Annotated in this window: 26 protein-coding genes; 22 read left to right on the top strand and 4 right to left on the bottom strand. The window is 70.5% G+C overall.

Annotated elements, in window-relative coordinates; translation table 11 throughout:
- The first annotated feature begins 49 nt into the window (after positions 1-49).
- From FHT38_RS18360 to FHT38_RS18340, 5 genes are all read left to right on the top strand, one after another.
- Complete coding sequence (locus FHT38_RS18360; protein WP_091726952.1) at positions 50-1,108, top strand: GGDEF domain-containing protein; 1,059 nt, start codon at positions 50-52, stop codon at positions 1,106-1,108.
- Positions 1,109-1,112: 4 nt separating this feature from the next.
- Positions 1,113-2,168: an acetylhydrolase gene (locus FHT38_RS18355; RefSeq protein ID WP_183492813.1), complete on the top strand. Its 1,056-nt coding sequence runs from the start codon at positions 1,113-1,115 to the stop codon at positions 2,166-2,168.
- Positions 2,169-2,586: 418 nt separating this feature from the next.
- Positions 2,587-4,011: a CHASE3 domain-containing protein gene (locus tag FHT38_RS18350; protein ID WP_183492812.1), complete on the top strand. Its 1,425-nt coding sequence runs from the start codon at positions 2,587-2,589 to the stop codon at positions 4,009-4,011.
- On the top strand, positions 3,992-4,630 hold the full coding sequence (locus FHT38_RS18345; protein ID WP_091726945.1) for a response regulator transcription factor: 639 nt from the start codon (positions 3,992-3,994) through the stop codon (positions 4,628-4,630). Before FHT38_RS18350 ends, FHT38_RS18345 begins: the two co-directional genes overlap by 20 nt.
- Positions 4,631-4,785: 155 nt before the next feature.
- The gene (locus tag FHT38_RS18340; RefSeq protein WP_183492811.1) at positions 4,786-5,670 is read left to right on the top strand and encodes a response regulator; all 885 of its coding nucleotides are present in this window, start codon (positions 4,786-4,788) and stop codon (positions 5,668-5,670) included.
- A 16-nt stretch (positions 5,671-5,686) separates the two neighbouring features.
- Here the strand turns inward: FHT38_RS18340 and FHT38_RS18335 are convergent, their stop codons facing one another.
- Positions 5,687-7,213, bottom strand: a complete 1,527-nt coding sequence (locus FHT38_RS18335) for a deoxyribodipyrimidine photo-lyase (RefSeq protein ID WP_183492810.1) — start codon at positions 7,211-7,213, stop codon at positions 5,687-5,689.
- A gap of 35 nt (positions 7,214-7,248) precedes the next feature.
- Between FHT38_RS18335 and FHT38_RS18330 the strand changes: the two genes are divergently transcribed.
- The 7 genes from FHT38_RS18330 to FHT38_RS18300 all read left to right on the top strand — a co-directional run bounded on the left by FHT38_RS18330 (position 7,249) and on the right by FHT38_RS18300 (position 12,765).
- A complete protein-coding gene (locus tag FHT38_RS18330) occupies positions 7,249-7,827 on the top strand; it encodes a YqgE/AlgH family protein (protein WP_091726932.1) in 579 nt (192 codons plus the stop codon).
- 14 nt (positions 7,828-7,841) lie between these two features.
- Positions 7,842-8,246: a Holliday junction resolvase RuvX gene (ruvX, locus tag FHT38_RS18325; protein ID WP_091726928.1), complete on the top strand. Its 405-nt coding sequence runs from the start codon at positions 7,842-7,844 to the stop codon at positions 8,244-8,246.
- Positions 8,243-8,755, top strand: coding sequence for a bifunctional pyr operon transcriptional regulator/uracil phosphoribosyltransferase PyrR (gene pyrR, locus FHT38_RS18320; protein WP_091726925.1), 513 nt, complete (start codon positions 8,243-8,245; stop codon positions 8,753-8,755). The genes ruvX and pyrR overlap by 4 nt, the downstream gene beginning before the upstream one ends.
- Before the next feature lie 4 nt (positions 8,756-8,759).
- On the top strand, positions 8,760-9,722 hold the full coding sequence (locus FHT38_RS18315; RefSeq protein WP_091726920.1) for an aspartate carbamoyltransferase catalytic subunit: 963 nt from the start codon (positions 8,760-8,762) through the stop codon (positions 9,720-9,722).
- Positions 9,719-11,047: a dihydroorotase gene (locus FHT38_RS18310; RefSeq protein WP_183492809.1), complete on the top strand. Its 1,329-nt coding sequence runs from the start codon at positions 9,719-9,721 to the stop codon at positions 11,045-11,047. Before FHT38_RS18315 ends, FHT38_RS18310 begins: the two co-directional genes overlap by 4 nt.
- A complete protein-coding gene (locus FHT38_RS18305) occupies positions 11,047-11,784 on the top strand; it encodes a 1-acyl-sn-glycerol-3-phosphate acyltransferase (protein ID WP_183492808.1) in 738 nt (245 codons plus the stop codon). The genes FHT38_RS18310 and FHT38_RS18305 overlap by 1 nt, the downstream gene beginning before the upstream one ends.
- Positions 11,785-11,892: 108 nt before the next feature.
- Positions 11,893-12,765 (top strand): ribose-phosphate diphosphokinase, encoded by an 873-nt coding sequence (locus FHT38_RS18300; RefSeq protein WP_183492807.1) that lies wholly within the window; start codon positions 11,893-11,895, stop codon positions 12,763-12,765.
- Positions 12,766-12,803: 38 nt separating this feature from the next.
- Here FHT38_RS18300 and gpmA read toward each other — a convergent pair whose 3' ends face one another.
- Complete coding sequence (gpmA, locus tag FHT38_RS18295) at positions 12,804-13,547, bottom strand: 2,3-diphosphoglycerate-dependent phosphoglycerate mutase (RefSeq protein WP_183482425.1); 744 nt, start codon at positions 13,545-13,547, stop codon at positions 12,804-12,806.
- Between the two features lie 207 nt (positions 13,548-13,754).
- Between gpmA and FHT38_RS18290 the strand changes: the two genes are divergently transcribed.
- The 8 genes from FHT38_RS18290 (at position 13,755) to FHT38_RS18255 (ending at position 20,637) form a co-directional block, all read left to right on the top strand.
- Entirely contained in the window at positions 13,755-14,963 is a 1,209-nt protein-coding gene (locus FHT38_RS18290; RefSeq protein ID WP_183492806.1) for a porin, read from the top strand.
- A 29-nt stretch (positions 14,964-14,992) separates the two neighbouring features.
- The gene (locus tag FHT38_RS18285; protein ID WP_255488849.1) at positions 14,993-15,409 is read left to right on the top strand and encodes a hypothetical protein; all 417 of its coding nucleotides are present in this window, start codon (positions 14,993-14,995) and stop codon (positions 15,407-15,409) included.
- 105 nt (positions 15,410-15,514) lie between these two features.
- The gene (locus FHT38_RS25685; protein WP_183492804.1) at positions 15,515-17,029 is read left to right on the top strand and encodes a methyl-accepting chemotaxis protein; all 1,515 of its coding nucleotides are present in this window, start codon (positions 15,515-15,517) and stop codon (positions 17,027-17,029) included.
- Positions 17,030-17,100: 71 nt separating this feature from the next.
- A complete protein-coding gene (locus FHT38_RS18275) occupies positions 17,101-17,520 on the top strand; it encodes a rhodanese-like domain-containing protein (RefSeq protein ID WP_091726892.1) in 420 nt (139 codons plus the stop codon).
- A gap of 72 nt (positions 17,521-17,592) precedes the next feature.
- Positions 17,593-17,850: a glutaredoxin 3 gene (gene grxC / locus FHT38_RS18270; protein ID WP_091726888.1), complete on the top strand. Its 258-nt coding sequence runs from the start codon at positions 17,593-17,595 to the stop codon at positions 17,848-17,850.
- Positions 17,851-17,970: 120 nt separating this feature from the next.
- Entirely contained in the window at positions 17,971-18,441 is a 471-nt protein-coding gene (secB, locus tag FHT38_RS18265) for a protein-export chaperone SecB (protein WP_091726883.1), read from the top strand.
- A gap of 110 nt (positions 18,442-18,551) precedes the next feature.
- On the top strand, positions 18,552-19,562 hold the full coding sequence (locus tag FHT38_RS18260) for an NAD(P)H-dependent glycerol-3-phosphate dehydrogenase (protein WP_183493590.1): 1,011 nt from the start codon (positions 18,552-18,554) through the stop codon (positions 19,560-19,562).
- A 58-nt stretch (positions 19,563-19,620) separates the two neighbouring features.
- Positions 19,621-20,637 carry a tripartite tricarboxylate transporter substrate binding protein gene (locus tag FHT38_RS18255; RefSeq protein ID WP_183492803.1) on the top strand — a complete coding sequence of 339 codons (1,017 nt, stop codon included), beginning with the start codon at positions 19,621-19,623 and terminating at the stop codon, positions 20,635-20,637.
- Positions 20,638-20,646: 9 nt separating this feature from the next.
- Here the strand turns inward: FHT38_RS18255 and FHT38_RS18250 are convergent, their stop codons facing one another.
- The gene (locus FHT38_RS18250) at positions 20,647-21,117 is read right to left on the bottom strand and encodes a tRNA (cytidine(34)-2'-O)-methyltransferase (protein WP_091726872.1); all 471 of its coding nucleotides are present in this window, start codon (positions 21,115-21,117) and stop codon (positions 20,647-20,649) included.
- Positions 21,118-21,149: 32 nt separating this feature from the next.
- Entirely contained in the window at positions 21,150-21,641 is a 492-nt protein-coding gene (locus FHT38_RS25420) for a ComF family protein (protein WP_255488848.1), read from the bottom strand.
- Positions 21,642-22,046: 405 nt separating this feature from the next.
- On the opposite strand from FHT38_RS25420, the gene FHT38_RS18240 reads away from it, so the two are divergent.
- Positions 22,047-22,964 (top strand): biotin synthase, encoded by a 918-nt coding sequence (locus FHT38_RS18240; RefSeq protein ID WP_254783443.1) that lies wholly within the window; start codon positions 22,047-22,049, stop codon positions 22,962-22,964.
- 290 nt (positions 22,965-23,254) lie between these two features.
- A complete protein-coding gene (gene coxB, locus FHT38_RS18235) occupies positions 23,255-24,439 on the top strand; it encodes a cytochrome c oxidase subunit II (RefSeq protein WP_183492802.1) in 1,185 nt (394 codons plus the stop codon).
- The last annotated feature ends 79 nt before the right edge of the window (positions 24,440-24,518 follow it).

Here is a 24,518-nt window from a genome sequence, read left to right as displayed (position 1 = left end):
CCATCGGTGGTTGCCGGCGCCTGGATCCTCCCTCCACGCTGCAAACACCATGTCCGGGGTAGTCGACCATCTTGCCGAGCTGACGGGTTTCCGTGACCGCGACGTCATGGACGTCACCCTGGTCACCGCGCTGCGTGACCTGCTCAACGGCCCTGCGGCCGCCGTGGCGATCTATCGCTGCGTCGGCGAGCCCGGCCAGCAGCGCTGGCTGACGCGCGCCCGGCTGCACGCCGGCGACGCCGTCGCCACCGCCGACTCGCTCTGGGTCGATCCCGAGACCCTCCCCCGGCTGGCCGAGCATCCGCGCCGCCTCGAATGCCTGACGCAGCGCAGCGTGTTGCAGCAGCGCGAAAACAACGAGTGGGTGACGCTGTTCCCGCTGGCGACCGAACGCGACGTGGTCGGCGTGCTGGAGCTGCACACCGCGCGCCGGCTCAAGACCGAGGCGCAGCGCATGGTCAGCAGCGTGCTGCGGATCTATCACAACTTCCAGGGCCTGCTGGACTACAGCGAGCGCGACACGCTGACCGGCCTGCTGAACCGCAAGACCTTCGATGAGAGCTTCCTGAAGGCCGTCTCGGAGCTGCCGCTGCGGATCCAGGCCGAGGAGGCCAAGCCCGAGGAGCCCGGTCAGGACCGCCGCCATGCCGCGGTGCATCCACGCTACTGGATCGGCGTGATCGACATCGACCACTTCAAGTCGATCAACGACCGCTTCGGTCACCTGATCGGCGACGAGGTGCTGCTGCTGCTGTCGCGGCTGATGCGCAGCAGCTTCCGCTTCAACGACCTGCTCTATCGCTTCGGCGGCGAGGAGTTCGTCGTGCTGATGCGTTGCGAGGACGAACCCGACGCCGCGCACGCCTTCGAGCGCTTCCGCCTCAACACCGCCCAGTACGCTTTCCCGCAGGTCGGCCGCATCACGGTCAGCATCGGCTTCACGCAGATCCGCAGCGGCGACTCGCCGGCCGCGGCTTTCGAGCGCGCCGACAAGGCGGTCTACCACGCCAAGGGCGCCGGCCGGAACCAGGTGCAGAGCCACGCGACGCTGGTCGCGCAAGGCCGCATGGCCGAGGCCAGCCACCTCAGCGACGTCGAACTCTTCTGATCCGGTGAACAGGACCTGGCGCTGGACCGCGCTCGCCGCCTCGGCGGCGACGGCGGTCGCGGCCCTGCTGATCGGCTGCGCGACGCCGCCGCCGGTGGCCGGTCCCGACCTGCCGGCCCAGCCCGGCACGCAGGTGGCCGAGGACGGCAGCCATCACTGGCAGGACTTCGACTGGAGCGATCCCGCCCGCGAGCGCGCGGTCCCGGTGCGCGTCTACTGGCCCCGCGGCGAGCCGCCGGCGGGTGGGTGGCCGGTCGTGGTCTTCTCGCACGGCATGGGCGGCTCGCGGCGCGGCTACAGCTACCTCGGCAGTTATTGGGCGGCGCACGGCATCGTCGCGATGCATGTGCAGCACATTGGCAGCGACCGCCGGCTCTGGGCCGGTGGCTTCGGCTGGTCGAACTCGCTGACGCTGGTGCGGCGCCTGCAGCATGCGGCGCAGCCGGAGGAGGCCATCGAGCGAACGCAGGACATCCGCTTCGCCCTGGACCAGCTGCTGGCCGGACCGCTGGGGCCGCGGCTGGATGCGACGCGCCTGGCGATCGCCGGGCACTCCTACGGCGCCAACACCAGCCTGCTGATCGCCGGCGCGAAGGTGCCGGCGCCCGCCGGACTGACCGGCGGCGAGGCGTCGTCTTCGTTGTCCTCGCTGGCCGATCCGCGCTTCAAGGCGGCGATCCTGATCTCCGCGCCGCCGTTCTACGGGGAGGGCGATCCGGCGCCCATCCTGTCCGGCATCGCCATCCCCACGCTGCACATCAGCGCCACCGCCGACGAGATCACCATTCCCGGCTACTACAGCGGACCGTCGGACCGGGTCGCGCTGTTCGACGCGATCGGCGGACCGCGCAAGGCGCTGGCGATGTTCAGCGGCGGTTCGCACAGCATCTTCACCGACCGGATGAACACCGGCGGCTTCGAGCTCAACCCGAAGGTCAAGGCCGCGACGCGCGAGCTCAGCCTGGCCTACCTGCGGCTGGTGCTCGACGGCGAGGCGGCGCCGCTGCGCGACTGGCAGCAGCGCCATGGCGCGCTGCTGTCGCGTTGGCAGGCCCCCTGACAGGCGGGGTGGGGTGCCCCCGCGAGGGGCGGTGGGACAAGTCCTGACCCCGGCGCGCGGCACCCGCCGGTCGCGTGAAAGTGCTCGCCTTCGGCCCGCCTGCTGCCCGCGGACGTGGCTTTCCCGGCACGCGGCGCGTGAGCAGGGACTTGCTTTTCCTGCGCCGCACCTCTAGCGTTAGGCCCACGTGAGCAGGCGCCAGGGAGCGTCCGCGCGAACAAGCCCTCCCACCGAAGGGCGAAATCCATGCGAGACAGAAGCGAAAGCGGCCCGACCGGCGCAAGCGGAGCGAAAGACGTCCGATGCGCCTGACACCCGGGGCCCGACTGCAGTGGGGTGGACGCCGGCGAGCTTGTCATCGCTGGAACGCGGCGTCCGCAGGGTTGTACGAACACGGGCCCGGAGGCCCGGACCATCCATGCGCTTGCTGACCTTTCCGGTGGCTGCGGGCCTGTTGCTGGCCGGCTGCGTCGCCTTCGTGGCCACCGCCTATGGCGGTTACCGCAGCCTGGGCGAGCTGACGCGTCAGGAGGCGGGGCGCGCCCATGCCTTGCGCACGCAGCAGCAGCTGTCCGACCTGAACGGCCTGCTGATCGACCTGGAGACCGGCACGCGCGGTTTCCTGATCACCGGCGACGCGGCCTTCCTGCAGCCCTACGAGCGCGCCCAGCGCGACCTGGACGCGAACTACGCCCAGCTCAAGGACGCGCTGGCGGTCAGCGGCGACCGCCAGGACCAGGCCTTCGCGCGGCTGGACCGTTTCATCGCCGAGCGCCGCCGCCAGGTCGAGGACCAGGTCGCGAAGCGCTGGAAGCTGGGCGCCGAGGCGCTGAACGACCGCCAGGCCTATGTCGCCGGCAAGCAGCTGATGGACGAGATCCGCGGCGAGCTGGCGCGGCTGAAGTCGGTGCAGCAACGCCGGATCGATGGCATCGAATCGGCGGTGGCGCTGCAGACCAAGGAAACCACGCTGCTGGCGCAGGTGCTGCCGCTCGTCGGGGGCCTGCTGATGGCCGCGGCGATGGCGGCGCTGTGGGTCGAGCGCGAACGGCGCGACCGGGCCGAACGCGCGCTGCGCGACAGCCATGCGCGGCTGGAGGGGGCCGTCGCCGAGCGCACCCGTGAACTGAGCGAGGCGCTGACCCGCATCCAGAGCTTCGCCGCCGAACTGGACCGCAGCGTGGAGGCGGAGCGGCGCCGGCTCGCGCGCGAGGTCCACGACCAGCTCGGCCAGCTCGGCACGGCGGCGAAGATGCTGGCGCTGTCGATGGCGCGCAAGATCGCGCCGGCCAAGGAGCCGATGCACGACGAGATGCTGGCCATCGCCGACGAGGTCATCGGCGCCGCGCGCCGCATCGCCAACACGCTGCGGCCGCCGCTGCTGGACGACTTCGGCTTCGGCGCGGCGGTCCAGCACTATGCGCAGGGCCTGCAGCGGCAGAGCGAGCTGGTGGTCGACCTGGACCTGGCGCCGGACGAGGCGCTCAGCAGCGAGCAGCACAACCAGCTGTTCCGCCTGCTGCAGGAGGCGGCGACCAACGTGCTGAGGCATGCGCAGGCGCACCAGCTGACGATCGAGTCCCGCATCGAGGACGGGGAATACCGCCTGCGCATCGAGGACGACGGCATCGGCCCGGGCCAGGTGCGGGCGGATGCGTCGGGCCTGAGGAACATGCGGGAGCGCGCCGTGCTGGCGGGCGGTGAACTGGTCTTCGGGCCGGCGCCGCGGCGTGGCACGCGGATCGATGTCCGCGTGCCGCTGGCCGGCGTCGCGAACGAGGGGGACAGCACCGGGGCGACCCGGGAGAACGAGGAGGGTTGGGATGAGGTTTCTGATCGTTGACGACCATCCGATCATGCGGCTCGGGGTCAAGCAGTTGATCCAGGGCCATTGGCCATCGGCGGTGCTGGACGAGGCATCGACCATCGCCGAGGCCCTGCAGCTGGGCCAGGCCAACAAGCCGGATGCGCTGGTGCTGGACCTGTCGCTGCCCGACGCCAGCGGGACCGAGGGGGCCAGCCGCATGCTGCGGGCGCTCAAGGGCGTGCCGGTGCTGGTGCTGAGCCTCAACGCGGAGTCCGCCTACGCGGCGCGGCTGCTGCAGATGGGCGTGTCCGGCTATCTGCCCAAGGACAAGGCGACCGACGAGCTGGTCGTCGCGCTGCAGCGCCTGCTGCAGGGCGGGCGCTACGTCACGGCCGCGATGGCGGACCACCTGCTGGGGCTGCTCAGCGGCGCGACGCCGGGCCAGTTGCCGCACGAGCAGCTGTCGGCGCAGGAACACCGCGTGATGCTGCTGATCGCCGCGGGCAAGACGCCGGCGGAGATCGCCGAGACCATGCACCTGTCGGCCAAGACGGTCGGCACCTACCGCGCGCGCATCCTGGAGAAGACCGGCTGGCGCAACAACACCGAGCTCACCAAGTACTGCGTCCAGCACGGGTTGACGGACATCCAGTGAGCGGCCGGGCGCTGTAGGGGATCGCCCGACAAATCCTGCGGACAGGCCCCGACACCAGCATGCGCGGGGCGCTGCTGATGCCGGCGCCGGGCCTCGCGCAAGATGCCGGACAGGCGGTGACAACCAGTCGCCGCCGCGATCCGGAGCATCCCTTCATGGACATTTTTCTCGTCGAGGACTCGTCGGCCATCCGCCGGCTCCTGGCACGGCGGCTCGAGGACATGGCCGGCGTGCGCGTCGTCGGCGAGGCGGACTCCGCGCCGCAGGCGATCGCGCTGATCGACTGGCTGCAGCCCGATGCCGTGCTGCTGGACATGACCCTGCTGGTGGGCACCGGCGTCGACGTGCTGCGGGCGCTGCGCCACAAGGGCTTCCAGGGACGGATCCTGATGCTCACCCATCACGCGATGGACGCCTACCGCGACATGTGCATGCAGGCGGGGGCGGACGGCTTCTACGACAAGGGCAGCGGCCTGGAGTCGCTGTTCGGCGACCTGGACGAGCTGCTGCAGAGCGAGCGCGCGGCCGGCCGGCAGACGCGGCCCTCGCCGCTGCTGCGCGACACCGCCACCGGGCTGCTCGGCCAGGTGGCGCTGCTGGAGCGCCTGGACCAGGTGCTGCGCATGGTCAATGCCGAGTCCGGTCGGGTGGCGGTCACGGTGGTGGTGCTCAAGGGCCTGGAGGCGCTGCTGCGCAGCCAGGGCGTGCAGGCGGCGGCACCGGTGCTGGTGGAGGTCGGCCGGCGGCTGTCCTCCTGCGCCGGTCCGGTCGACCTGCTGGCGCGGCACGCCAACGAGCAGTTCGCGCTGGTGGTGTCGCGCGCCGGATCGGTGCAGGAGGCGGAAGCGATGGGCGAGCGCATCCGCGATGCGCTGGCGCAGCCCTTCGACCTGGGCGGCCATCCGGTGCGGCTCGACAGCCATGTCGGCGTGGCGCTGCATCCCCGCGACGCGATCACCGCGCGCGGCCTGCTGATCCTGGCGGAAGCCCGCGCGCACGGCCTGCGCCTGCCCCAGAAGGGCAGCGCGGTGGTGCATTGACGGTGCGCGCCGGAACCTAGTCCGGCGCGAAGCCGCGGTCCTTGACCACGGCGTAGCGCGCCATCGTCGCCATGCGCGCGGTCTCGTGGCGCACGATCGGCTCGGGATAGTCGCGGCCCAGCACGACGCCGCAGGCGGCCAGTTCCGCCGGCTTGGCGAGCCAGGGCGCGTGGATCAGCGCCGGCGGCAGCCGCGAGAGTTGCGGCAGGTAGCGCTGGATGAATTTCCCGTCGGGGTCGAACTTCTCGCTCTGGCTGACCGGATTGAAGATGCGGAAGTAGGGCTGGGCGTCGCAGCCGCTGGAGGCGGCCCATTGCCAGCCGCCGTTGTTGGCGGCGAGATCGAAGTCGATCAGTTTCTCGGCGAAGTAGGCCTCGCCGCGGCGCCAGTCGATGCCCAGGTCCTTGATCAGGAAGCTGGCCGTGACCATGCGCAGCCGGTTGTGCATGTAGCCGGTCTGGTTGATCTGGTGCATCGCCGCGTCGACCAGCGGGTAGCCGGTACGGCCCTGGCACCAGGCCTCGAAGTCGGCATCGGCCTCCGGACCCTCGGCCCAGGCGATGCGGTCGTACTCGGGCCGGAAGGCGCGCTCCGCCACGCGCGGATGGTGGTGCAGGACCTGGTGATAGAAGTCCCGCCAGATCAGCTCCGACAGCCAGGTCTGCGCCCCCGCGCTGGCGCTGCTACTCGCGTAGCCACGCCGCCAGGCCTCGCGCGCGAGCACGCGGATCGAGATCGTGCCGAAGCGCAGGTGGGTGCTCAGGTAGCTCGGGCCCTTGACGGCGGGAAAGTCGCGGGTCTCGCCGTAGCGGTCGATGCGCTCGAGGAACTCGTCGAACAGCCGCCGCGCGCCCGCGCTGCCGCCCGAGAGCGCCGCGCTCAGCCCGGCGGGCTCGAAGCCGATGTCGGCCAGCGCGGGCACGCCCCGGCGCGCCGCCACCTCGGGGCCGGTCGCCAGGTGCGAGGCGTGGCGCTCAACCGGATAGCTGCTGAGGAAGAAGGGTGTGATCTCGCGCAGCCAGGCGTTCTTGTAGGGCGTGAAGACGCCGTAAGGCTTGCCGGCGCCGGTCAGCAGCTCGGAGCGCTCGAAGATCACATGGTCCTTGAAGCTCTCGACCTGCACGCCGCGCGCCAGCAGCGTCTCGCCGACGGCGGCGTCGCGGCGCAGCGCGTCGGGCTCGTCGTCGTGGTTGAAGTACAGCGCCTGCACGCCCAGCTCGGCGGCCAGCGCCGGGATCTGCTCGCGCGGCGCGCCGTGGCGCACGATCAGGCCGGCGCCGGGGGCCAGCGCGGCGAGGTCCGCATCCAGCACGCCCAGCGCGTCGAGGATGAATTGCACGCGCCGGTCGGCCCGCGGCAGCGGGTCCAGGATGTCGGTGTCCAGCACGAAGGCGCAGTAGACCCGGCGGTGCCGCCGCAGCGCGTGGTACAGCGCCGCATGGTCGTCGGCCCGCAGGTCGCGGCGGAACCACACCAGGGCGCTGTCCGCGCCGTCCGTCGGCGCGGGCGGCCGGGAAGCGGGGGAAGAGGACGTTCGCGTCATGGGGACGGAGTGTCGGTGAAATAGAATCCGCCCCTATGTCCAAGGAACGCATCGACCTGACCAACCAGTTCCTGATCGCCATGCCGGGCATGGTGGACGAAACCTTTGCCGGCTCCGTCGTCTACCTGTGCGAGCACAACGAGAAGGGCGCGCTGGGACTGGTCATCAACAAGCCGATCTCGCTGACCCTGGGCAATCTGTTCGAGAAGGTCGAGCTCGAGCTGAACGACGAGGACATGGCCGCGCGGCCGGTCTTCTTCGGCGGCCCGGTCCAGACGGAGCGCGGCTTCGTGCTGCACGAGCCGCTGGACGAGCAGGGCAACCACTACAACGCGACGCTGGCCGTGCCCGGCGGGCTCGAGATGACCACCAGCCGCGACGTGCTGGAGGCGCTGTCCAGCGGTGCCGGCCCCAAGCGGGTGCTGGTCACGCTGGGCTACAGCGGCTGGGCGGCGGGGCAGCTCGAGGAGGAGCTCGGCCGCAACGGCTGGATCACCGTCGACGCCACGCCCGAGATCATCTTCGACACGCCCATCGAGGAGCGCTACGACAAGGCGCTGGCGCTGCTGGGCATCGATCCGCGCATGCTCAGCCAGGAGGCCGGGCACGCATGAATCCCGGAAGCGCCATGACCCTCGCTTCCCCGTCGTCGTTCGTTTCCCCCCTCGGTTTTGATTTCGGTACCAAGCGCCTCGGCGTGGCGACCGGCAACCGGATGCTGGGCAGCGCGCGGGGCTTGCGGACGATCACCGAGCAGGGCGATGCGCGCTGGGCCGCGATCGCGGCGCTGATCCAGGAGTGGCAGCCCGATGCGCTGGTCATCGGCGTGCCGCGTCATCCGGACGGCGCCCCGCATGAAATGACCGCCCGCGCGCTCAAGTTCGCGGGCCAGCTGCGTGGCCGCTACCGGCTGCCGGTGGTCGAAGTCGACGAACGCTACACCAGCGCGGAAGCCCAGTCCCAGGGCGCGCGCGACCTCGATGCCGCGAGCGCGGCATTGATCCTCGAACAATTCTTCCGGGAACACCCATGAGCACATTGCACCTCGATGCGGAAGCGCTCTACGCCGACCTCGCGCGCGGCGTCCAGCGCCTGCTGCAACCCGACTGCGCGCTGGTCGGCATCTGGTCGGGCGGCGCCTGGCTGGCCGAGCGCCTCCAGCAGGACCTGAAGCTGCCGGGCCAGCACGGCGTCATCTCCAGCGCGCTGCACCGCGACGACTTCGGCAGCAAGGGCATGAACGCCAGCGCCGACCACACCCGGCTGCCCTTCGAGGTCGAGGGTCGCCACATCCTGCTCATCGACGACGTGCTCTACACCGGCCGCACCACCCGCGCCGTCATCAACGAGCTGTTCGACTTCGGCCGGCCCGCGAGCGTGACGCTGGCGGTGCTGGTCGACCGCGGCGGCCGTGAGCTGCCGATCGAGCCGGCGTTCTCCGCCGCGCGCGTCGCCCTGGCGCCGCACCAGCGGCTGAGCCTGGTCAAAAGCCAGGATCCGGGCGACCACGGCCGCTTCAGCTTCGACGTGAAGGAGGACTGATCCCATGCTGAGCAAACGCAATCCGCAGCTGAACAAGCATGGCGAGCTGATCCACCTGCTGTCCACCGAGGGTCTGCCCAAGGCCGTGCTGCACCAGATCCTGGACACGGCCGGCACCTTCCTGTCGGTCAACGACCGCGAGGTCAAGAAGGTGCCGCTGCTGCGCGGCAAGTCGGTCTTCAACCTGTTCTTCGAGAACAGCACCCGCACCCGCACCACCTTCGAGATCGCCGCCAAGCGCCTGTCCGCCGACGTCATCAACCTGGACATCGCGCGCTCGAGCACGGCCAAGGGCGAGACGCTGCTGGACACGGTGGCCAACCTCTCGGCGATGCATGCCGATATGTTCGTCGTGCGCCACAGCGAGTCCGGCGCCCCCTACCTGATCGCGCAGCACTGCGCGCCGCATGTCCACGTCGTCAATGCCGGCGACGGCCGCCACGCGCATCCGACGCAGGGCCTGCTGGACATGTACACGATCCGTCACTACAAGAAGGACTTCACCAACCTCACGGTGGCGATCGTCGGCGACATCGTGCATTCGCGGGTCGCGCGCAGCGACATCCATGCGCTCACCACGCTGGGCGTGCCGGAGATCCGCGCCGTCGGCCCCAAGACCCTGGTGCCGGGCGACCTCAAGGACATGGGCGTGCGCGTCTGCCACGACATGGCCGAGGGCGTGAAGGATGCCGACGTCATCATCATGCTGCGCCTGCAGAACGAGCGCATGAGCGGCGCGATGCTGCCCAGCGCCGGCGAGTACTTCAAGAGTTTCGGCCTCACGCCGGAGAAGCTGGCGCTGGCCAAGCCGGATGCGATCGTCATGCATCCGGGCCCGATCAACCGCGGCGTCGAGATCTCGTCCACCGTCGCCGACGGCCAGCACAGCGTGATCCTGCCGCAGGTGACCTTCGGCATCGCGGTCCGCATGGCGGTCATGTCCATCCTCGCCGGAAACGAAGCATGAAGATCCTCATCCAGAACGGCCGCCTGCTCGATCCCGCCTCGGGCCTGGACCAGCGCGGCGACCTCGCGATCGCGTCGGGCCGCATCGTCGGCCTGGGCCAGGTCGGCGACTTCAGCGCGGACCGCGTCATCGATGCCGACGGCCTGGTCGTCGCACCGGGCCTGGTGGACCTGGCCGCGCGGCTGCGCGAGCCCGGCCACGAGCATGAAGGCATGCTCGAAAGCGAGCTCGCCGCCGCGGCCGCCGGCGGCGTCACCAGCCTCGTCTGCCCGCCCGATACCGATCCGGCGCTGGACGAGCCGGGCCTCGTGGACATGCTCAAGTTCCGCGCCCGCAAGCTCAGCCGCTGCCGCCTCTTCCCGCTGGGCGCGCTCACCCGCGGCCTGGACGGCGAGGCGCTGACCGAAATGGCCGAGCTCACCGAGTCCGGCTGCGTCGGCTTCTCGCAGGCCTACCGCCCGATCCGCAACACGCTCACCGTCCAGCGGGCCATGCAGTACGCCGCCAGCTTCGGCTACACGCTGTGGCTGCATCCGCAGGATCCGTGGCTCAGCGGTGGCGTCGCCGCCAGCGGCCCGGTCGCGACGCGCCTGGGCCTCTCGGGCGAGCCGGTCGCGGCCGAGACCATCGCGCTGCACACCATCCTCGAGCTGGTCCGCGTGACCGGCTGCCGCGTCCACCTGTGCCGCCTGAGCAGCGCCGCCGGCGTCGAACTCGTGCGCCAGGCCAAGCGCGACGGCCTGCCGGTCACGGCGGACGTCTCCATCAACTCGCTGCACCTGAGCGACGTCGACATCGGCTACTTCAACCCGTCCATGCGGCTCACCCCGCCGCTGCGCCAGCAGCGCGACCGCGCCGCGCTGCGCGCCGCGCTGGCCGACGGCACGATCGACGCGCTGGTCAGCGATCACAACCCGGTCGCCGCCGACGAAAAGACCTTGCCCTTCGCCGAGGCCACGCCCGGCGCCACCGGCCTGGAACTGCTGCTCAGCCTGGCGCTGCGCTGGGGCCAGGACGAGGGCCTCTCGCTGGCGCGAACGCTCGACACCATCACCGGCCGTCCGGTCAAGGTCCTGGGCGGCGCGCTGGGCTCGCTGGCGGCAAGCGCCGGCCGGCTGGTCGAGGGCGGCGTGGGCGACGTCGTCGTCTTCGACGCCGAGGCCAGCGGCGCGGTCACGCCGGAGCGGCTGGTCAGTCAGGGCAAGCACACGCCGTTCTCCTTCGACATCACCGGCTTCGAGCTGCCGGGCCGCGTGCGCTACACGCTGGTGGCCGGCACGGTCGCCTACGAATCGCTGGTCACCGACGTCGAGCGGACGGCCTGATGCGCGCCCTGGTCGGCGTCTGGCGGGCGCTGCGCATGCTGGCGCACATCGCGCACGGGGTCTTCCTCGTGCAGGTGCGCTGGTCCGGTTTCGACACCCCGACGAAGCAGCGTTATGTCAGCTGGTGGTCGGGCAAATTGCTGCGGGTGCTGGGGGTGCGGCTGGAGTCGCCGGGCCCTCAGTCGCCGGCGCCGCGCCTGATCACCGCGAATCACATCTCGTGGCTGGACATCGCGGCGATGCACGCGGTGATGCCGGAGGCGCGCTTCGTCTCCAAGGCGGACATCGCGACCTGGCCGCTGGTGGGATCGCTCGCGACGGCGGTGGGCACGCTCTACATCGAGCGCGCCAGCAAGCGTGACGCGCTGCGCGTCGTGCACAAGACGGCCGAGGCGCTGGCCGCTGGCGAGACGGTGGCGGTCTTCCCCGAGGGCACGACGGGAGCGGGCTACCCCCTGCTGCCGTTGCACGGCAACCTGTTGCAGGCAGCGATCAGCACGCACACCCCGTTGCAGCCGGTGGTGCTGCGCTGGCACCAGCCGGGCCGGCCCTACAGCGAGGCCGCGCAATACATCGGCCAGATGACCTTGATGGAAAGCCTGTGGCGCATCCTGACCGCCAAGGACCTGGCGGTCGAAGTCCGCTCACTGCCCGCGATGCCGACGGAAGGCCTGGACCGCCGCCACCTCGCTGAAGCTCTGGCCGAGCGACTTTCAAACGCACTCCCCAGGCCCTGAGTCCTGGGTCGATCGGGGACGGCAAGGCATGGGGGTTTTGGCCTCCAATCGCCCATCAGCGGGAATGCCGCATGCCCTCCGGCCGCGGTTTGATGCGAGGATCCGCCGATGCTGCTGTGCTTCGACGACGAACAGGACCTGGCCACGCGGCTGGCCAGGGAGTTGGGCCGCCCGATGGGGGTCATCACGCGCCATCGTTTCCCGGATGGGGAGACGCGTGTGGTGCTGCCCAAGCCGTTGCCGAGTGACGTCATCGTGCTGCGCGGGATGCAGCATCAGCCCAACGACCGTCTGGTCGAGCTGCTGATTGCCGCGCCGGCCGCGCGGGGCTGGGGCGTGCGGCACCTGATGCTGGTCGCGCCTTATCTGGCCTACATGCGGCAGGACATGGAGTTCACGCCGGGCGAGGCGGTCAGCCAGCGTCACATCGCGGCGCTGCTGTCGACGCAGTTTGACCGCGTGGTGACTGTCGACCCGCACCTGCACCGGATCGCCAGCCTGGACGAGGTGATGCCACGCGGGCGTGGCGTTGCGCTGTCGGCGGCGGCGCAGCTCGGGCGCTTCATCGCCGTGCAGGTGCCGGGCGCGGTGCTGGTCGGACCGGATGAGGAGTCGGGGCAGTGGGTCGCCGAGGCGGCGCGCGCCGGCAAGCTCGAGCATGCGGTCGGCCGCAAGGTGCGCTTCGGCGACACGCAGGTGCAGCTGGCGTTTCCCGAACTGGATGTGCGCGCACGCTCGGTCGTGCTGCTGGACGACATGGCCTCGACCGGCCGGACGCTGATCGGCGCGGCGCGCGAGGCGCTCGAGCGCGGCGCGGCCAGCGTGGATGTCGCCGTGACGCATGCGCTGTTCAACGGCGATGCTTTGCCGGCGCTGCGCGCGGCCGGCGTGCGTCACATCTGGAGCAGCAACGCGGTCCCGCACGAGACCAACGCGGTCTGCATCGCGGAGCTGCTCGCGACCGCGCTGCGCCGCAAATAGAGGGCCGCCGGGCGGCCGGCGGCCTCAGGCCTGGATGTTCAGGCCTTGCCCTGGTTGGCCACCGCCGCGGCCGCCTTGGCCGCAGCCTCGGCGTCGCCGAGGTAATAGCTCTTGATGGGCTTCAGGTCCTTGTCCAGCTCGTACACCAGCGGGATGCCGTTGGGAATATTCACGCCAACGATGTCTTCGTCGGCGATGCCGTCCAAATACTTCACGAGGGCCCGGATCGAGTTGCCGTGGGCCGCGATCAGCACGCGCTGGCCCGACAGAATGGCGGGTGCGATCTGTTCGTTCCAGTAGGGCAGCACGCGGGCCACGGTGTCCTTGAGGCACTCGGTCAGCGGAATGTCGGACGGCTGCAGGCCGGCATAGCGGATGTCGCCGCGCTCGCTGCGCGGGTCCGAGGCTTCCAGCGCCGGCGGCGGGGTGTCATAGCTGCGGCGCCAGACCAGCACCTGCTCGTCGCCGTACTGCTTGGCCATGTCCGCCTTGTTCAGCCCCTGAAGGCCGCCGTAATGGCGTTCGTTCAGGCGCCAGCTGTGCCGCACCGGCAGCCACTGGCGGTCCATCTGGTCCAGGCAATGCCACAGGGTCCAGATGGCGCGCTTGAGCACGGAGGTGTGGGCCACGTCGAAGTCGACGCCCGCTTCCTTCAGCAGACGGCCCGCCTGCTTGGCCTGCTCCACCCCGGTGGGCGTCAGATCCACGTCGGTCCAGCCGGTGAAGCGGTTCTCGAGATTCCAGGTCGATTCGCCATGGCGAATCAGCACGAGCTTGTACATGGGTCTTGGGTTTCGTGAGGTTTGGCCGGGTTCCGGCAGGCCCGGCGGATTCTAGAGGCAGCCCTCCAGGCCCCCCGTCTCAAGAAGCCTTCCGGAGCGCCGACAACTGCTTTCGCACCGGGCGAAAGGCGTATCGGACGCCCAAGTTTGGTTCGAAAAAAAAAACACGCCCGCGTTGGGCATTCACGCTGTACAGGAGTACTTGCAATGATGGTGGTGAAGAGCTTGCGACTGGCGCCGATGGCGCTGGCGCTGCTGGCGTTTGGCGCGCAGGCGCAGGGCCAGTCGGAATCGATGTTCTCGTTCTCCGGCTTCGGCACGGTCGGCCTGACGGGCACGACCAGGAATGGCGCCGAGTACGTCATCCCGGGCCAGGTCCATGGCGCCGACAAGTCGCTGAGCGGCGAGGTCGATTCGAAGCTGGGCCTGCAGGGCACGGCCAAGTTCAATGCGCAGTTTTCCGCGACCGCGCAGGTGCTGACCAAGCAGACCGGCAAGGGCGACTGGACGCCGCAGGTCGAGTGGGCCTTCGCCAAGTGGCAGGCCACGCCGGGCCTGGCGATCCGCGCCGGCCGCATGGGCGCGCCGTTCTTCGCGGTGTCCGACTTCCGCGACGTCGGTTATGCCAACACCTGGCTGCGTCCGCCGATCGACGTCTACGGCCAGGTGCCGGTGAGCCACTTCGACGGCGTCGACGTCAACTGGAGCACCCAGGTCGCCGGCAAGAGCGTCTCGCTGCAGGTCTTCGGCGGCGAAAGCTCGTCCTACGTGCGCCAGACCAAGCTGGAGCTCAAGAAGATGGTCGGCGTGAACGCCACCGTCGAGCTGGCCGACGGCCTGAACCTGCGCGTGGGCCATGCGCAGGGCAAGCTGACCGCGCACAGCGCAACGGTGAGCTCGCTGGTCGGCGCGCTGCGCCAGACGCCGTTCGCCTCGGTCGGCAACGAGATCGACCCGACCGACAAGGATGCGAGCTTCTCCGGCGTGGGCCTGAGCTATGACGAAGGCCAGTGGGTCGTCGCCGCCGAGTACACCGAGCGCCGCAACGATTCCTTCGTGCCGGACACCACCGGCTGGTACACGACGGTCGGCTACCGCGTCGGCAAGTTCACGCCGTACGCGACGCTGTCGCAGCAGAAGACCGACAGCAGCAACGTCAACAACACGATCCCGGGCACGGTGGTCGTGGGTGGCCTGCCGCTGCGCGCCGTCGTCGACGCGGTCACCGCCGCGCAGAGCACGCCGCAGAAGACCATCGCCGTCGGCGTGCGCTGGGATGCCTGGCGCAACGTCGCGGTGAAGGCCCAGTACGACAGCATCAAGACCACCGGCGCCGGCCAGTTCTACAACGTCCAGCCGGGCTTCAACAACGAGCGCGTCGGCGTCTACAGCGTCGCCGTCGACTTCGTGTTCTGAGCGGAGCACAGACCCTCATGCAGTTCAACATGATCAAGCCCCTCATCGGCGCCGCGATGCTGGTCGCCGCCGTGGCCGCACAGGCGCAGGTCGTCGTCGTGGTCCATCCGAAGAGCCCGGTCGCCTCGATGAGCGCCGACCAGGTCGCGAGCATCTTCCTGGGCAAGTCCAACCAGCTGCCCAGCGGCGCCGCCGCCCAGGCGGTGGATTTGCCGGAAAGCGCCGCGGCGCGCGAGCACTTCTATTCGAAGGCCACCGGCAAGTCCTCGGCCCAGGTGAAGGCCGCCTGGTCGCGCCTGGTGTTCTCGGGCAAGGGCACGCCGCCCAAGGAACTGGGCAGCTCGGCCGATGTGAAGAAGTTCGTCGCGGCCAATGCCGATGCGATCGGCTACATCGAGAAGTCGGCCGTCGACGGCTCGGTGAAGGTGGTGCTGAGCGTCGATTGACGCCGGCGGCGGGCGGCTCCGGCCGCCCGCCTTGCCGCCGAGCGACGGGCGGGCGCCATCGACCCGGGGAGGTCGTTGGAGACACAGGATGAATTGGAGTCTGGCATGAACTTGAAGACCCGTATCGCGATGCTGCCGGTGCTGGCGGCGATCGTCTTCGCGGTGGGCATCGCGGTGGTGCTGTTCTTTTCGTCGCGGACCTCGGGCGCCATCCACGCGCTGGGCGAGGCCGACTATCCGTATCTGGTGGCCACCAACCAGGTGGCCGCGCAGCTCGAGGCGCTGGGCGGGACGATCCAGTCCGCCGTCGCCGAGGGCGAGAAGAAGCGCCTGGACGAGGCCGCCGAGCGCGCCGGCGCGATGCGCAAGGTGATCGCCTCGATCAAGGCCATCCCGGGGCGCGCCGATGCCGGTGCCCGGCTGGAGAGCGGCTTCGAGGCCTACTACGCCGCCTCGGTCGAGACCGCGCAGCTGTTCCTCGGCATCAAGCAGGGCGACCAGGCGGGCGCCATTCCCAAGATGCAGGCCGCGCAGAAGGCGCTGGAGCAGACGCTGGGCGACGCCCGCGCCGATGCCAGGACCACCTTCGACGGGACGCTGGCGCGCGCGGAGCAGGGCGTCGGCTCGGGCCTGTGGGCGACGGTGCTGAGCGGCCTCATCGTGGTCGTCTGCCTGGGCGCGGGGTCGTGGCTGCTGATCGCCAGCGTGTGGCGCCAGCTCGGCGGCGAGCCCGAATATGCCCGCGACGTCATGCGCCAGATGGCCGGCGGCGACCTGTCGCAAACCATCGTGGTGGCGCCGGGCGCCGAGTCCAGCCTGCTGGCGGCGGTGCGCGACATGTCGCAGGGCCTGTCGGCGATCGTGAGCGACGTGCGCAGCGGCACCGACTCGATGACGGTGGCCTCGCGCGAGATCGCGGCCGGCAACCAGGACCTGTCGGTGCGCACCGAGAAGCAGGCCGGCTCGCTGGAGCAGACGGCCTCCAACATGCAGCAGCTGACGGAGACCGTGCGCCAGAGCGCCGACGCGGCCAGCCAGGCCAACCAGCTGGCGGGCAGCGCCGCCACCGTCGCGAAGAAGGGCGGCGAGGTCGTGGGCCAGGTGGTCTCGACGATGGACGAGATCAGCGCGAGCTCGCGCAAGATCGGCGACATCATCGGCGTCATCGACGGCATCGCCTTCCAGACCAACATCCTGGCGCTGAACGCCGCGGTCGAGGCCGCGCGCGCCGGCGAGCAGGGGCGCGGTTTCGCGGTGGTGGCCGGCGAGGTGCGCTCGCTGGCCCAGCGCAGCGCGGAAGCCGCGCGCGAGATCAAGACCCTGATCGGCGCGAGCGTGGCGCGGGTCGAGTCGGGCTCGCGCCTGGTGCAGGACGCCGGCGCGACGATGGAGGAGATCGTGGCCAGCGTGCAGCGGGTCTCGGACATCATCAGCGAGATCACCGCAGCGTCCGCCGAGCAGAGCCAGGGCATTGGCCATGTCAACGAGTCGGTGGTGCAGCTGGACCAGATGACGCAGCAGAACGCGGCGCTGGTGGAGCAGGCGGCCGCGGCGGCCAACAGCCTGGAACAGCAGGCGCGGGCGCTGCAGTCGGCAGTCTCGACCTTCAAACTGGCGTGAGCGCCGGGGCCGCCGCGGCCCCCGGCCTTCCTATAATCCGCAGCTTTTGGATTCATCCCACGGGCCCCGCCTTGAAGTTCCTGATCGAAAACTGGTATCTCGTGCTGGCCGCGCTCACCTCGGGCGGCCTGCTGCTGTGGCCCTCGCTGCGCGGCAAGGCGGGCGGCGTGGCGACCGCCGAGGCGGTGCGCCTGGTCAACCGCGAGAAGGGCGTGCTGATCGATGTCAGCGAGCCCGCCGAGTACGCGGCCGGCCATGCCAACGGCGCCCGCAACGTGCCGCTGTCGACGCTGACTGGCACCGAACTGCCGGCCAAGCAACTGCCCAGCAACAAGGCCCTGCCGGTGGTGCTGATGTGCAAGACCGGCGCACGCGCGCAGCGCGCCGCTGGCATCCTGCAGAAACAGGGCTACGCGAACGCGGTCGCGGTCCAGGGCGGTCTGGCCGCCTGGCGCGAAGCGAGTTTGCCCGTCGAGAAGTCCGCGGCCTGATCGCCCTGGCAGCCGCACCGGCACCCGGTTTGCCGGACCACCGGACGCTCGATTCGACTTTGGAGATTGGCGATGGCCGCCGTGAAGATGTATACGACCCTGGTCTGCCCGTACTGCGTGCGGGCCAAGTCCCTGCTCAAGCAGCGGGGCGTGGATCAGATCGAGGAAGTGCGGGTGGATCTGGATCCGTCGCAGCGCGATTCGATGATCCAGCTGACGGGGCGCCGCACGGTGCCGCAGATCTTCATCGGCGACACCCATGTCGGTGGGTGCGACGACCTGATCGCGCTGGACCAGCGCGGCGGTCTGCAGCCGCTGCTGCAGGCCTGAGGCCCGTCCGGGACGCCGCCTGGCGGCCTCCGGAATTCCCTCACCGGGCGGTCATGAGCGCTCGGTCATAATGCCCGCCACGGCTCGCCGCTGGCGGGCCTTTTCATTTGGATGACCCCCATGGCCGACGACAACAACGCTCCCGTGTTCCAGATCCAGCGCATGTACCTGAAGGACCTGTCGCTGGAGCAGCCCAACGCCCCGGCGATCCTGCTGGAGCAGGCCCAGCCGCAGGTCGACATCAAGCTCTCGCTGGCCGCCGAGCCGGTGGCCGAGGGCCTCTTCGAGGTCAGCGTCACCGCCACCGTCACGACCACGGTGCAGGACAAGACCCTGTTCCTGATCGAGGCCAAGCAGGCCGGCATCTTCGAGATCCGCAACCTGCCGCAGGACCAGCTCGAAGGCATCCTGGCCATCGTCTGCCCGCAGATGATCTACCCCTACCTGCGCGCGATCGTCTCCGACGTCTGCACGCGCGCCGGCTTCCCGCCGGTGATGCTGACGGAAGTGAACTTCCAGGCCATGTTCGAGGCCCAGCAAGCCCAGATGGCCGCCGCCGGCCAGTCCAACGGCGAAGCCATCCCGAACTGATCCCCGGGGCCCATGAGCACGCCGGCCCCGCGGACCTGTCCGCCGGCCGGCGTGTTGCATTGCGGGCGCTTCCACCTCGTTCTCCCTGACCGACCATGACTGCTCCGCGCATGAAGATCAGCGTGCTCGGCGCCGGTGCCTGGGGCACGGCGCTGGCGATCGCCGCGAGCGCGCGTCACGACCTGCGGCTGTGGGCGCGTGACGCCGGCGCCATCGCCGCGATGCGCGCCGCCGGCCGCAACGACCGCTACCTGCCGGATGCGGCGCTGCCCGCGACGCTCGGCTTGACCGACGACCTCGAGGCCGCGCTGGCGCACGGCCGTGACGGCCTGATCGTCATCGCGACGCCGATGTCGGGCTTGCGCGGCATGCTGGCGCGGCTGCCCGATGGCGCGCGCGCGCTGTGGCTGTGCAAGGGCTTCGAGGCCGGCACCGGCCTGCTCGGCCACGAGATCGCCCGCGAGGTCGCGCCGCGGCTGGCCACCGGCGTCCTGTCGGGTCCCAGCTTCGCGCAGGAAGTGGCGGCCGGCCAGCCGACGGCGCTGGTGTCCGCCTCGGGCGATGCCGCGCTGGCGCAGCTGGGCGTGTCGGCCTTCCACAGCGAGCGGCTGCGCGTGTACTCGTCGGCCGATCCGGTCGGCGTCGAGGTGGGCGGCGCCGTCAAGAACGTGATGGCGATCGCCGTGGGGATCGCCGATGGCCTGCGGCTGGTCGCGCAGGCGCAGGGCGGGCAGGGGCCCGGCCTCAACGCCCGCGCCGCGCTGATCACGCGCGGCCTGGCGGAGATGCAGCGGCTTGCGCTCGCGCTGGGCGCGCAGCCGGAGACGCTGCTCGGGCTCGCCGGCCTGGGCGACCTGGTGCTGACGGCCACCGGCGATCTGTCGCGCAACCGTCGCGTCGGCCTGCTGCTGGCCGAGGGCCTGGACCTGCCCGCCATCCTCGCCAAGCTGGGCCATGTCGCCGAGGGCGTCTACAGCGCGCCGACGGTGCTGGCGCGCGCGCGCGGGGCTGGCGTCGACATGCCGATCACCGCGGCGGTCGTCGAGGTGCTCGAAGGCCGGCTGACGCCGCGCGAGGCCCTGGACGCGCTGATGGGGCGCCAAGCGAAGTCCGAATGGTGAGGCGCGCTGGGTGGGACATGTCGGTGCGGCGCATGAGGACCATGGCATGAGCGGGCTCATGAAGCGTCGCGACCTGCTTGCCGCCGCCGCGGCGGCGACCACGACGGCAGCGAGCACCGGCCTTGGCCTGATGCCGGCTGTTGCGATCGCCGCCGCAACTGCCGGCAACGCCGGCTCATGGCCGTCGCGACCAGTCCGTCTCGTCGTTCCCTTCCCGGGTGGCAGCTCGCCGGACCTGGTGGCCCGCTATCTCGCCGAGCCGCTCGCGCACACGCTCGGCCAGCCGGTGGTCGTCGACAACAAGCCGGGCGCGGGCGGCAACATCGGCACCGGCGCGGTCGCGAAGGCCGCGCCCGATGGCCACACGCTGCTGTTCACCATCCAGGGACCGCTGATCACCGCGCCGCTGCTGGCGAAGTCGCTGCCCTACGACCCGCAGCGAGAGCTGCGCGCGGTGAGCTTCATCGCCAGCTCGCCGAACGTGCTGGTCGTGCCGCCGTCGCTGGGTGTGGAGACGCTCGCGCAGTTCGTCGCGCTGGCCAGGCGGCGCGCCGGCGAGCTCAACTACGGCAGCGTCGGCAACGGCAGCGCCGCGCATCTGGCGATGGCCTCGTTCATTGCTCGTGCTGGCCTGGCGATGGTCCACGTGCCGTATGCCGGGTTCCCGCAGGTCGTCAGCGCGATGCTCGCGGGCCAGATCCACGCCGGCTTCATGGTGCCCGCCATCGCGATGCCGCAGGTGCGGGCCGGCAAGCTGAAGGCGCTGGCGGTGACCAGCGCCGGCCGCTTCGGCGCGCTCGCGGAGCTGCCGACCGTGGCCGAATCCGGCTATCCCGGCTTCGAGGCCACCTCGTGGCAGGCGCTGCTGGCGCCGGCCGGCACACCAGAGGCGATCGTGCGGCGGCTGTCGGACGAGGTGCTCCGCATCGTCCGCGGCGAGGCCTTCCGGCGCGAGCTGCTACCGCTGTTCTTCAGCGCCGCCGGCACCTCGCCGGAAGGGCTGGACAGCCTGATGCGCGACGAGCGCCAGCGCTGGGGCGCCTTGATCAAGCAGTTGAAGCTTGAGCGCGAGTGAGCGCCTGGCTCAGACGCCGTCCGCGTAGCCGTTCTGCCGCCAGCCTTCGAAGACCGCCACCGCCACCGCGTTGCTGAGGTTCAGGCTGCGCTGGCCTTCGCGCATCGGTAGCCGCACGCGCTGCTCGAGCGGGAAACCATCGCGCAGCGCCGGCGGCAGGCCGGAGGTCTCGCAGCCGAAGACCAGCCAGTCGCCCGGCTTCAACGCGACCGTCGGCAGCAGGCGGCTGCCGCGCGTGGTGAACGCGAACAGGCGCGTCGGGTCCGGCTGTTCCGTCGCCAGGAAGCGCGCCCAGTCCGCGTGCCGCAGCACCGGCGCGTACTCGTGATAGTCCAGGCCGGCGCGCTGCAGCAGCCGGTCCTCCATCGAAAAGCCCAGCGGCTCGATCAGGTGCAGCCGGCAGCCGGTGTTGGCCGCGAGCCGGATCACGTTGCCGGTGTTGGGCGGGATCTCCGGATGGACCAGCACGATGTTGAACATGGGGCAAGGCTCTTTCGCTCTTTCGTTGAGGACTACGGCGTGCGCGCGACCACCCAAGCCTGGACGTCCGCCGCGCCGGCGCGGCGCAGCGCGAGCGCGGCCTCGTGCAGCGTGGCGCCGCTGGTCATGACGTCGTCGACGATCGCGACCCGCAGCCCGCGCACCGGCTTGAGCACCACGAACGCGCCGCGCAGGTTGCGCCGGCGCTCGTCCAGCGGCAGCCGCGCCTGCTGGGGGGTGTCGCGCAGGCGCAGCAGCGTCCGGGCGCAAAGGCGCGATTGTCGCTCGACCTCGCCCGTCCCCTGCGGCCGCGCGAGCCGCCGGGCGATCTCGTGCGCCTGGTTGTAGCCGCGCTCGCGCAGCCGCTCCGCCGACAGCGGCACCGGCAGGATCAGGTCGGGCGCGTCGATGCCGGCGCGTGCGAGCGCGAGCGACAGCCGTCCCGCCAGCAGCGGCGCCACTTCGAGCTGCTCGCCGAACTTGAGCGCCAGCAGCAGCCGGTCCCAGGGGAAGGCGTAATCCATGGCCGCCACGCAGCGCGACAACGGTGGCGGCCGGCGCGCGCAAGCGCCGCAGCGCAGCGAACGGGGATCGGGCGCGTCGGCCGCCGCGGCCCCTAGCGGCAGCCGCAGGGCGCAGAGCGCGCAGCGCGGGTGGGCGTCGGGTGGATGCAGCGCGTCGCAATCCCCGCAGGTGCCACCGCGACACCAGCGGCGGCACAGCGCGCATTGGCCAGGCCATTGCCACGGGCTATCGCGGCGCGCCACGAGTGCCTTGAGCGTGTCGAGCGCCTCGCGCGCCCTCATCCCCATGACCGCCGCGAAGGCCCGACCGGCGCGCGCGATCCGCGCGATACCGCACGCCATCGGGGATCGCGTCAAAGGCCGGCGCCGGATCGGGTCAAGCATGCCCACCTACAATCGCGCCCCATGACTGGAGATGAGGCCTTGCCGCCGGGCACACAGCAGATCGATGCGGGCGCGGCGCAACGGCAGCGTCGTCGCCTGGCCGCGTCCGAGGACGCGCCCTGGCTGCACCAGGAGGTTGCCACGCGCATGCTGGACCGGCTCCCGGTGATCCGCCTGCAACCCACCGCGGTGCTGCAGAGTCGCCCCTCCATCGGCGGCGGCGACGCGGGCCTGCGCCAGCACTATCCGCAAGCGACGCAGCTCTGGCTCGAGCCCGATGCCGACGTCCGCGCGTTGCTGCAGCAGCGCCTCAAGCGCGGCTTCATGCAATCGGTGATGGACAAGCTGCGCGGCGGCGCGCCGACGGAGCTGGTCGCGGAGCCGCCGGCGGCCGCGGCGCAGCTGGCGTGGTCCAACATGGAACTGCATGCCGAGGCCGACAAGCCGGCGCTGATGAAGCGCTGGCAGGCTGGCTTGGCGGTCGAGGGCTGCCTGATGTTCTCGTGCCTGGGGCCGGACAGCTTCATCGAGCTGCGTCCGGTCTTCGCGCGCGAGGGCTGGGGCGTCCCGGCGCCGGACTGGGTCGACATGCACGACCTGGGCGACATGCTGGTGCACGCCGGCTTCGCCGATCCGGTGATGGACCAGGAGCACCTGCGCCTGACCTGGGGCTCGCCCGAGGACCTGCTGCGCGATCTGCGCGCACTCGGCGGCAACCTCGCACCGGCCCGCGCGCGCGGTCTGCGCACGAAGGCCTGGCGCGCGCGGCTGCTGCGCGCGCTCGAGTCGCTGCGCGGCGCCGACGGCCGGCTGTCGCTGAGCATCGAGCTGGTCTACGGTCATGCGTTCAAGCCCCAGCCGAAGGTGAAGGTCGCGGCCACCACCGAGGTGTCGCTCGAGCAGATGCGGGCCATGGTCCGCGGCGCGGGCAAACACTGACCCCCATCGCGCGCGGCCTCGGCTAGGGCTCGCGTGACGGTGTCGCGACAGAGGGCGAGGGCCCCTCTGTCTGAGGGTAATCCTGGGCCGTTCGGCCCTCTGGGGGCGGTCATAGTGCGCCAGAGGGGTGGGCTAGAATCCGCGCCCGACTGGAGTACGTCTGCTGGCCCCGTAGGTTTCCGCCACCGCTTGGCGCCGAAGCCCGCGCTACAAGCGGGCTCGAGCGCCGAAGCCGCCTGGAGGAGACCCGGGTGACAAGAGCTTGAGAAAGACTGGATAAAGAGACGACCATGACGATTGAACACAGTTGTGTGCAACTGGGGCGCCGCTGCAGCCAGCTCGCGTTCGGCCTGACGGCCGCGCTGGCCAGCCAGGTCGCCTTGGCGGTCAACGACCTCCCCGGAGGTCCGGCCGTCAACCAGCTGAACCTGCATCCGCCGGTCACCAAGATCGCGCATGAGCAGATGTGGCTCCACAACATGATGCTGATCCTGTGCCTGGCGATCTTCATCGCCGTGTTCGGGGTCATGTTCTATTCGATCTTCAAGCACCGGAAGTCCAAGGGCGCGGTGTCCGCGAACTTCCATGAGAGCGTGAAGGTCGAGATCGCCTGGACCATCGTGCCCTTCATCATCGTCATCCTGATGGCGCTGCCCGCGACCAAGGTCGTCGTGGCGATGAAGGACACCACCAACTCCGACCTCACCATCAAGGCCACCGGCTACCAGTGGAAGTGGGGCTACGACTACCTCAAGGGCGAGGGCGAGGGCATCGGCTTCGTCTCGACGCTGGACGCCTCGCACCGCGCGTTGTCGGACTCCGGCCACCCCGGCCAGGTCGACAACTACCTGCTCAAGGTGGACAACCCGCTGGTGGTGCCGGTGGGCAAGAAGATCCGCATCATCACCACCGCCGACGACGTCATCCACGCGTGGATGGTGCCGGCCTTCGGCGTCAAGCAGGACGCGATCCCCGGCTACGTGCGCGACACCTGGTTCAAGGCCGAGCAGACCGGCGACTTCTACGGCCAGTGCGCCGAGCTCTGCGGCAAGGAGCACGCCTACATGCCGATCCACGTCAAGGTGCTCAGCGCCAAGGACTATTCCGCGTGGGTCGACGGCGAGATGAAGAAGATCGCCGCCAAGGCCGACGACCCGAGCAAGGTCTGGACGATGGACGAGCTGATGGCCCGCGGCCAGAAGCTGTTCGACGCCAACTGCGCGGTCTGCCACAAGGCCGACGGCAAGGGCGCGGGCCAGTTCCCGGCGCTGGACGGCTCGGCCATCGTCAAGGCCGAGGACCACGCCGCGCAGCTGCACCTGGTGCTCAACGGCAAGGGCCAGATGCCGGCCTGGAAGGGCGTGCTGAAGGACAGCGAGATCGCCGCCGTCGTGACCTACACGAAGAACGCCTGGTCCAACAAGACCGGCCAGTTGATCCAGCCCGCGGAAGTCGTGGCCGAGCGCGCCAAGTGAGGCGCGCCGCCTGATCCACCGACCGCAGGAACGCGTTTGAACGCCAGCCCGTCCCCCGGGGACGGGCAGCCACCGAGGA

The sequence above is a fragment of the Mitsuaria sp. BK041 genome (genome assembly GCF_014193085.1).
GTDB lineage: Bacteria > Pseudomonadota > Gammaproteobacteria > Burkholderiales > Burkholderiaceae_C > Roseateles.
This window is presented reverse-complemented; position numbering and strand designations above follow the sequence as displayed.

What these genes read in the sequence shown, in the direction of transcription:
- FHT38_RS18360 (WP_091726952.1), top strand. Translation starts at nt 50, where the DNA reads ATGTCCGGGGTAGTCGACCATCTTGCCGAGCTGACGGGTTTCCGTGAC.
- FHT38_RS18350 (WP_183492812.1), top strand. Translation starts at nt 2,587, where the DNA reads ATGCGCTTGCTGACCTTTCCGGTGGCTGCGGGCCTGTTGCTGGCCGGC.
- FHT38_RS18345 (WP_091726945.1), top strand. Translation starts at nt 3,992, where the DNA reads ATGAGGTTTCTGATCGTTGACGACCATCCGATCATGCGGCTCGGGGTC.
- FHT38_RS18340 (WP_183492811.1), top strand. Translation starts at nt 4,786, where the DNA reads ATGGACATTTTTCTCGTCGAGGACTCGTCGGCCATCCGCCGGCTCCTG.
- FHT38_RS18335 (WP_183492810.1), bottom strand. Translation starts at nt 7,213, where the DNA reads ATGACGCGAACGTCCTCTTCCCCCGCTTCCCGGCCGCCCGCGCCGACG.
- FHT38_RS18330 (WP_091726932.1), top strand. Translation starts at nt 7,249, where the DNA reads ATGTCCAAGGAACGCATCGACCTGACCAACCAGTTCCTGATCGCCATG.
- ruvX (WP_091726928.1), top strand. Translation starts at nt 7,842, where the DNA reads ATGACCCTCGCTTCCCCGTCGTCGTTCGTTTCCCCCCTCGGTTTTGAT.
- pyrR (WP_091726925.1), top strand. Translation starts at nt 8,243, where the DNA reads ATGAGCACATTGCACCTCGATGCGGAAGCGCTCTACGCCGACCTCGCG.
- FHT38_RS18315 (WP_091726920.1), top strand. Translation starts at nt 8,760, where the DNA reads ATGCTGAGCAAACGCAATCCGCAGCTGAACAAGCATGGCGAGCTGATC.
- FHT38_RS18310 (WP_183492809.1), top strand. Translation starts at nt 9,719, where the DNA reads ATGAAGATCCTCATCCAGAACGGCCGCCTGCTCGATCCCGCCTCGGGC.
- FHT38_RS18305 (WP_183492808.1), top strand. Translation starts at nt 11,047, where the DNA reads ATGCGCGCCCTGGTCGGCGTCTGGCGGGCGCTGCGCATGCTGGCGCAC.
- FHT38_RS18300 (WP_183492807.1), top strand. Translation starts at nt 11,893, where the DNA reads ATGCTGCTGTGCTTCGACGACGAACAGGACCTGGCCACGCGGCTGGCC.
- gpmA (WP_183482425.1), bottom strand. Translation starts at nt 13,547, where the DNA reads ATGTACAAGCTCGTGCTGATTCGCCATGGCGAATCGACCTGGAATCTC.
- FHT38_RS18290 (WP_183492806.1), top strand. Translation starts at nt 13,755, where the DNA reads ATGATGGTGGTGAAGAGCTTGCGACTGGCGCCGATGGCGCTGGCGCTG.
- FHT38_RS18285 (WP_255488849.1), top strand. Translation starts at nt 14,993, where the DNA reads ATGATCAAGCCCCTCATCGGCGCCGCGATGCTGGTCGCCGCCGTGGCC.
- FHT38_RS25685 (WP_183492804.1), top strand. Translation starts at nt 15,515, where the DNA reads ATGAACTTGAAGACCCGTATCGCGATGCTGCCGGTGCTGGCGGCGATC.
- grxC (WP_091726888.1), top strand. Translation starts at nt 17,593, where the DNA reads ATGGCCGCCGTGAAGATGTATACGACCCTGGTCTGCCCGTACTGCGTG.
- secB (WP_091726883.1), top strand. Translation starts at nt 17,971, where the DNA reads ATGGCCGACGACAACAACGCTCCCGTGTTCCAGATCCAGCGCATGTAC.
- FHT38_RS18260 (WP_183493590.1), top strand. Translation starts at nt 18,552, where the DNA reads ATGAAGATCAGCGTGCTCGGCGCCGGTGCCTGGGGCACGGCGCTGGCG.
- FHT38_RS18255 (WP_183492803.1), top strand. Translation starts at nt 19,621, where the DNA reads ATGAAGCGTCGCGACCTGCTTGCCGCCGCCGCGGCGGCGACCACGACG.
- FHT38_RS18250 (WP_091726872.1), bottom strand. Translation starts at nt 21,117, where the DNA reads ATGTTCAACATCGTGCTGGTCCATCCGGAGATCCCGCCCAACACCGGC.
- FHT38_RS25420 (WP_255488848.1), bottom strand. Translation starts at nt 21,641, where the DNA reads ATGGATTACGCCTTCCCCTGGGACCGGCTGCTGCTGGCGCTCAAGTTC.
- FHT38_RS18240 (WP_254783443.1), top strand. Translation starts at nt 22,047, where the DNA reads ATGACTGGAGATGAGGCCTTGCCGCCGGGCACACAGCAGATCGATGCG.
- coxB (WP_183492802.1), top strand. Translation starts at nt 23,255, where the DNA reads ATGACGATTGAACACAGTTGTGTGCAACTGGGGCGCCGCTGCAGCCAG.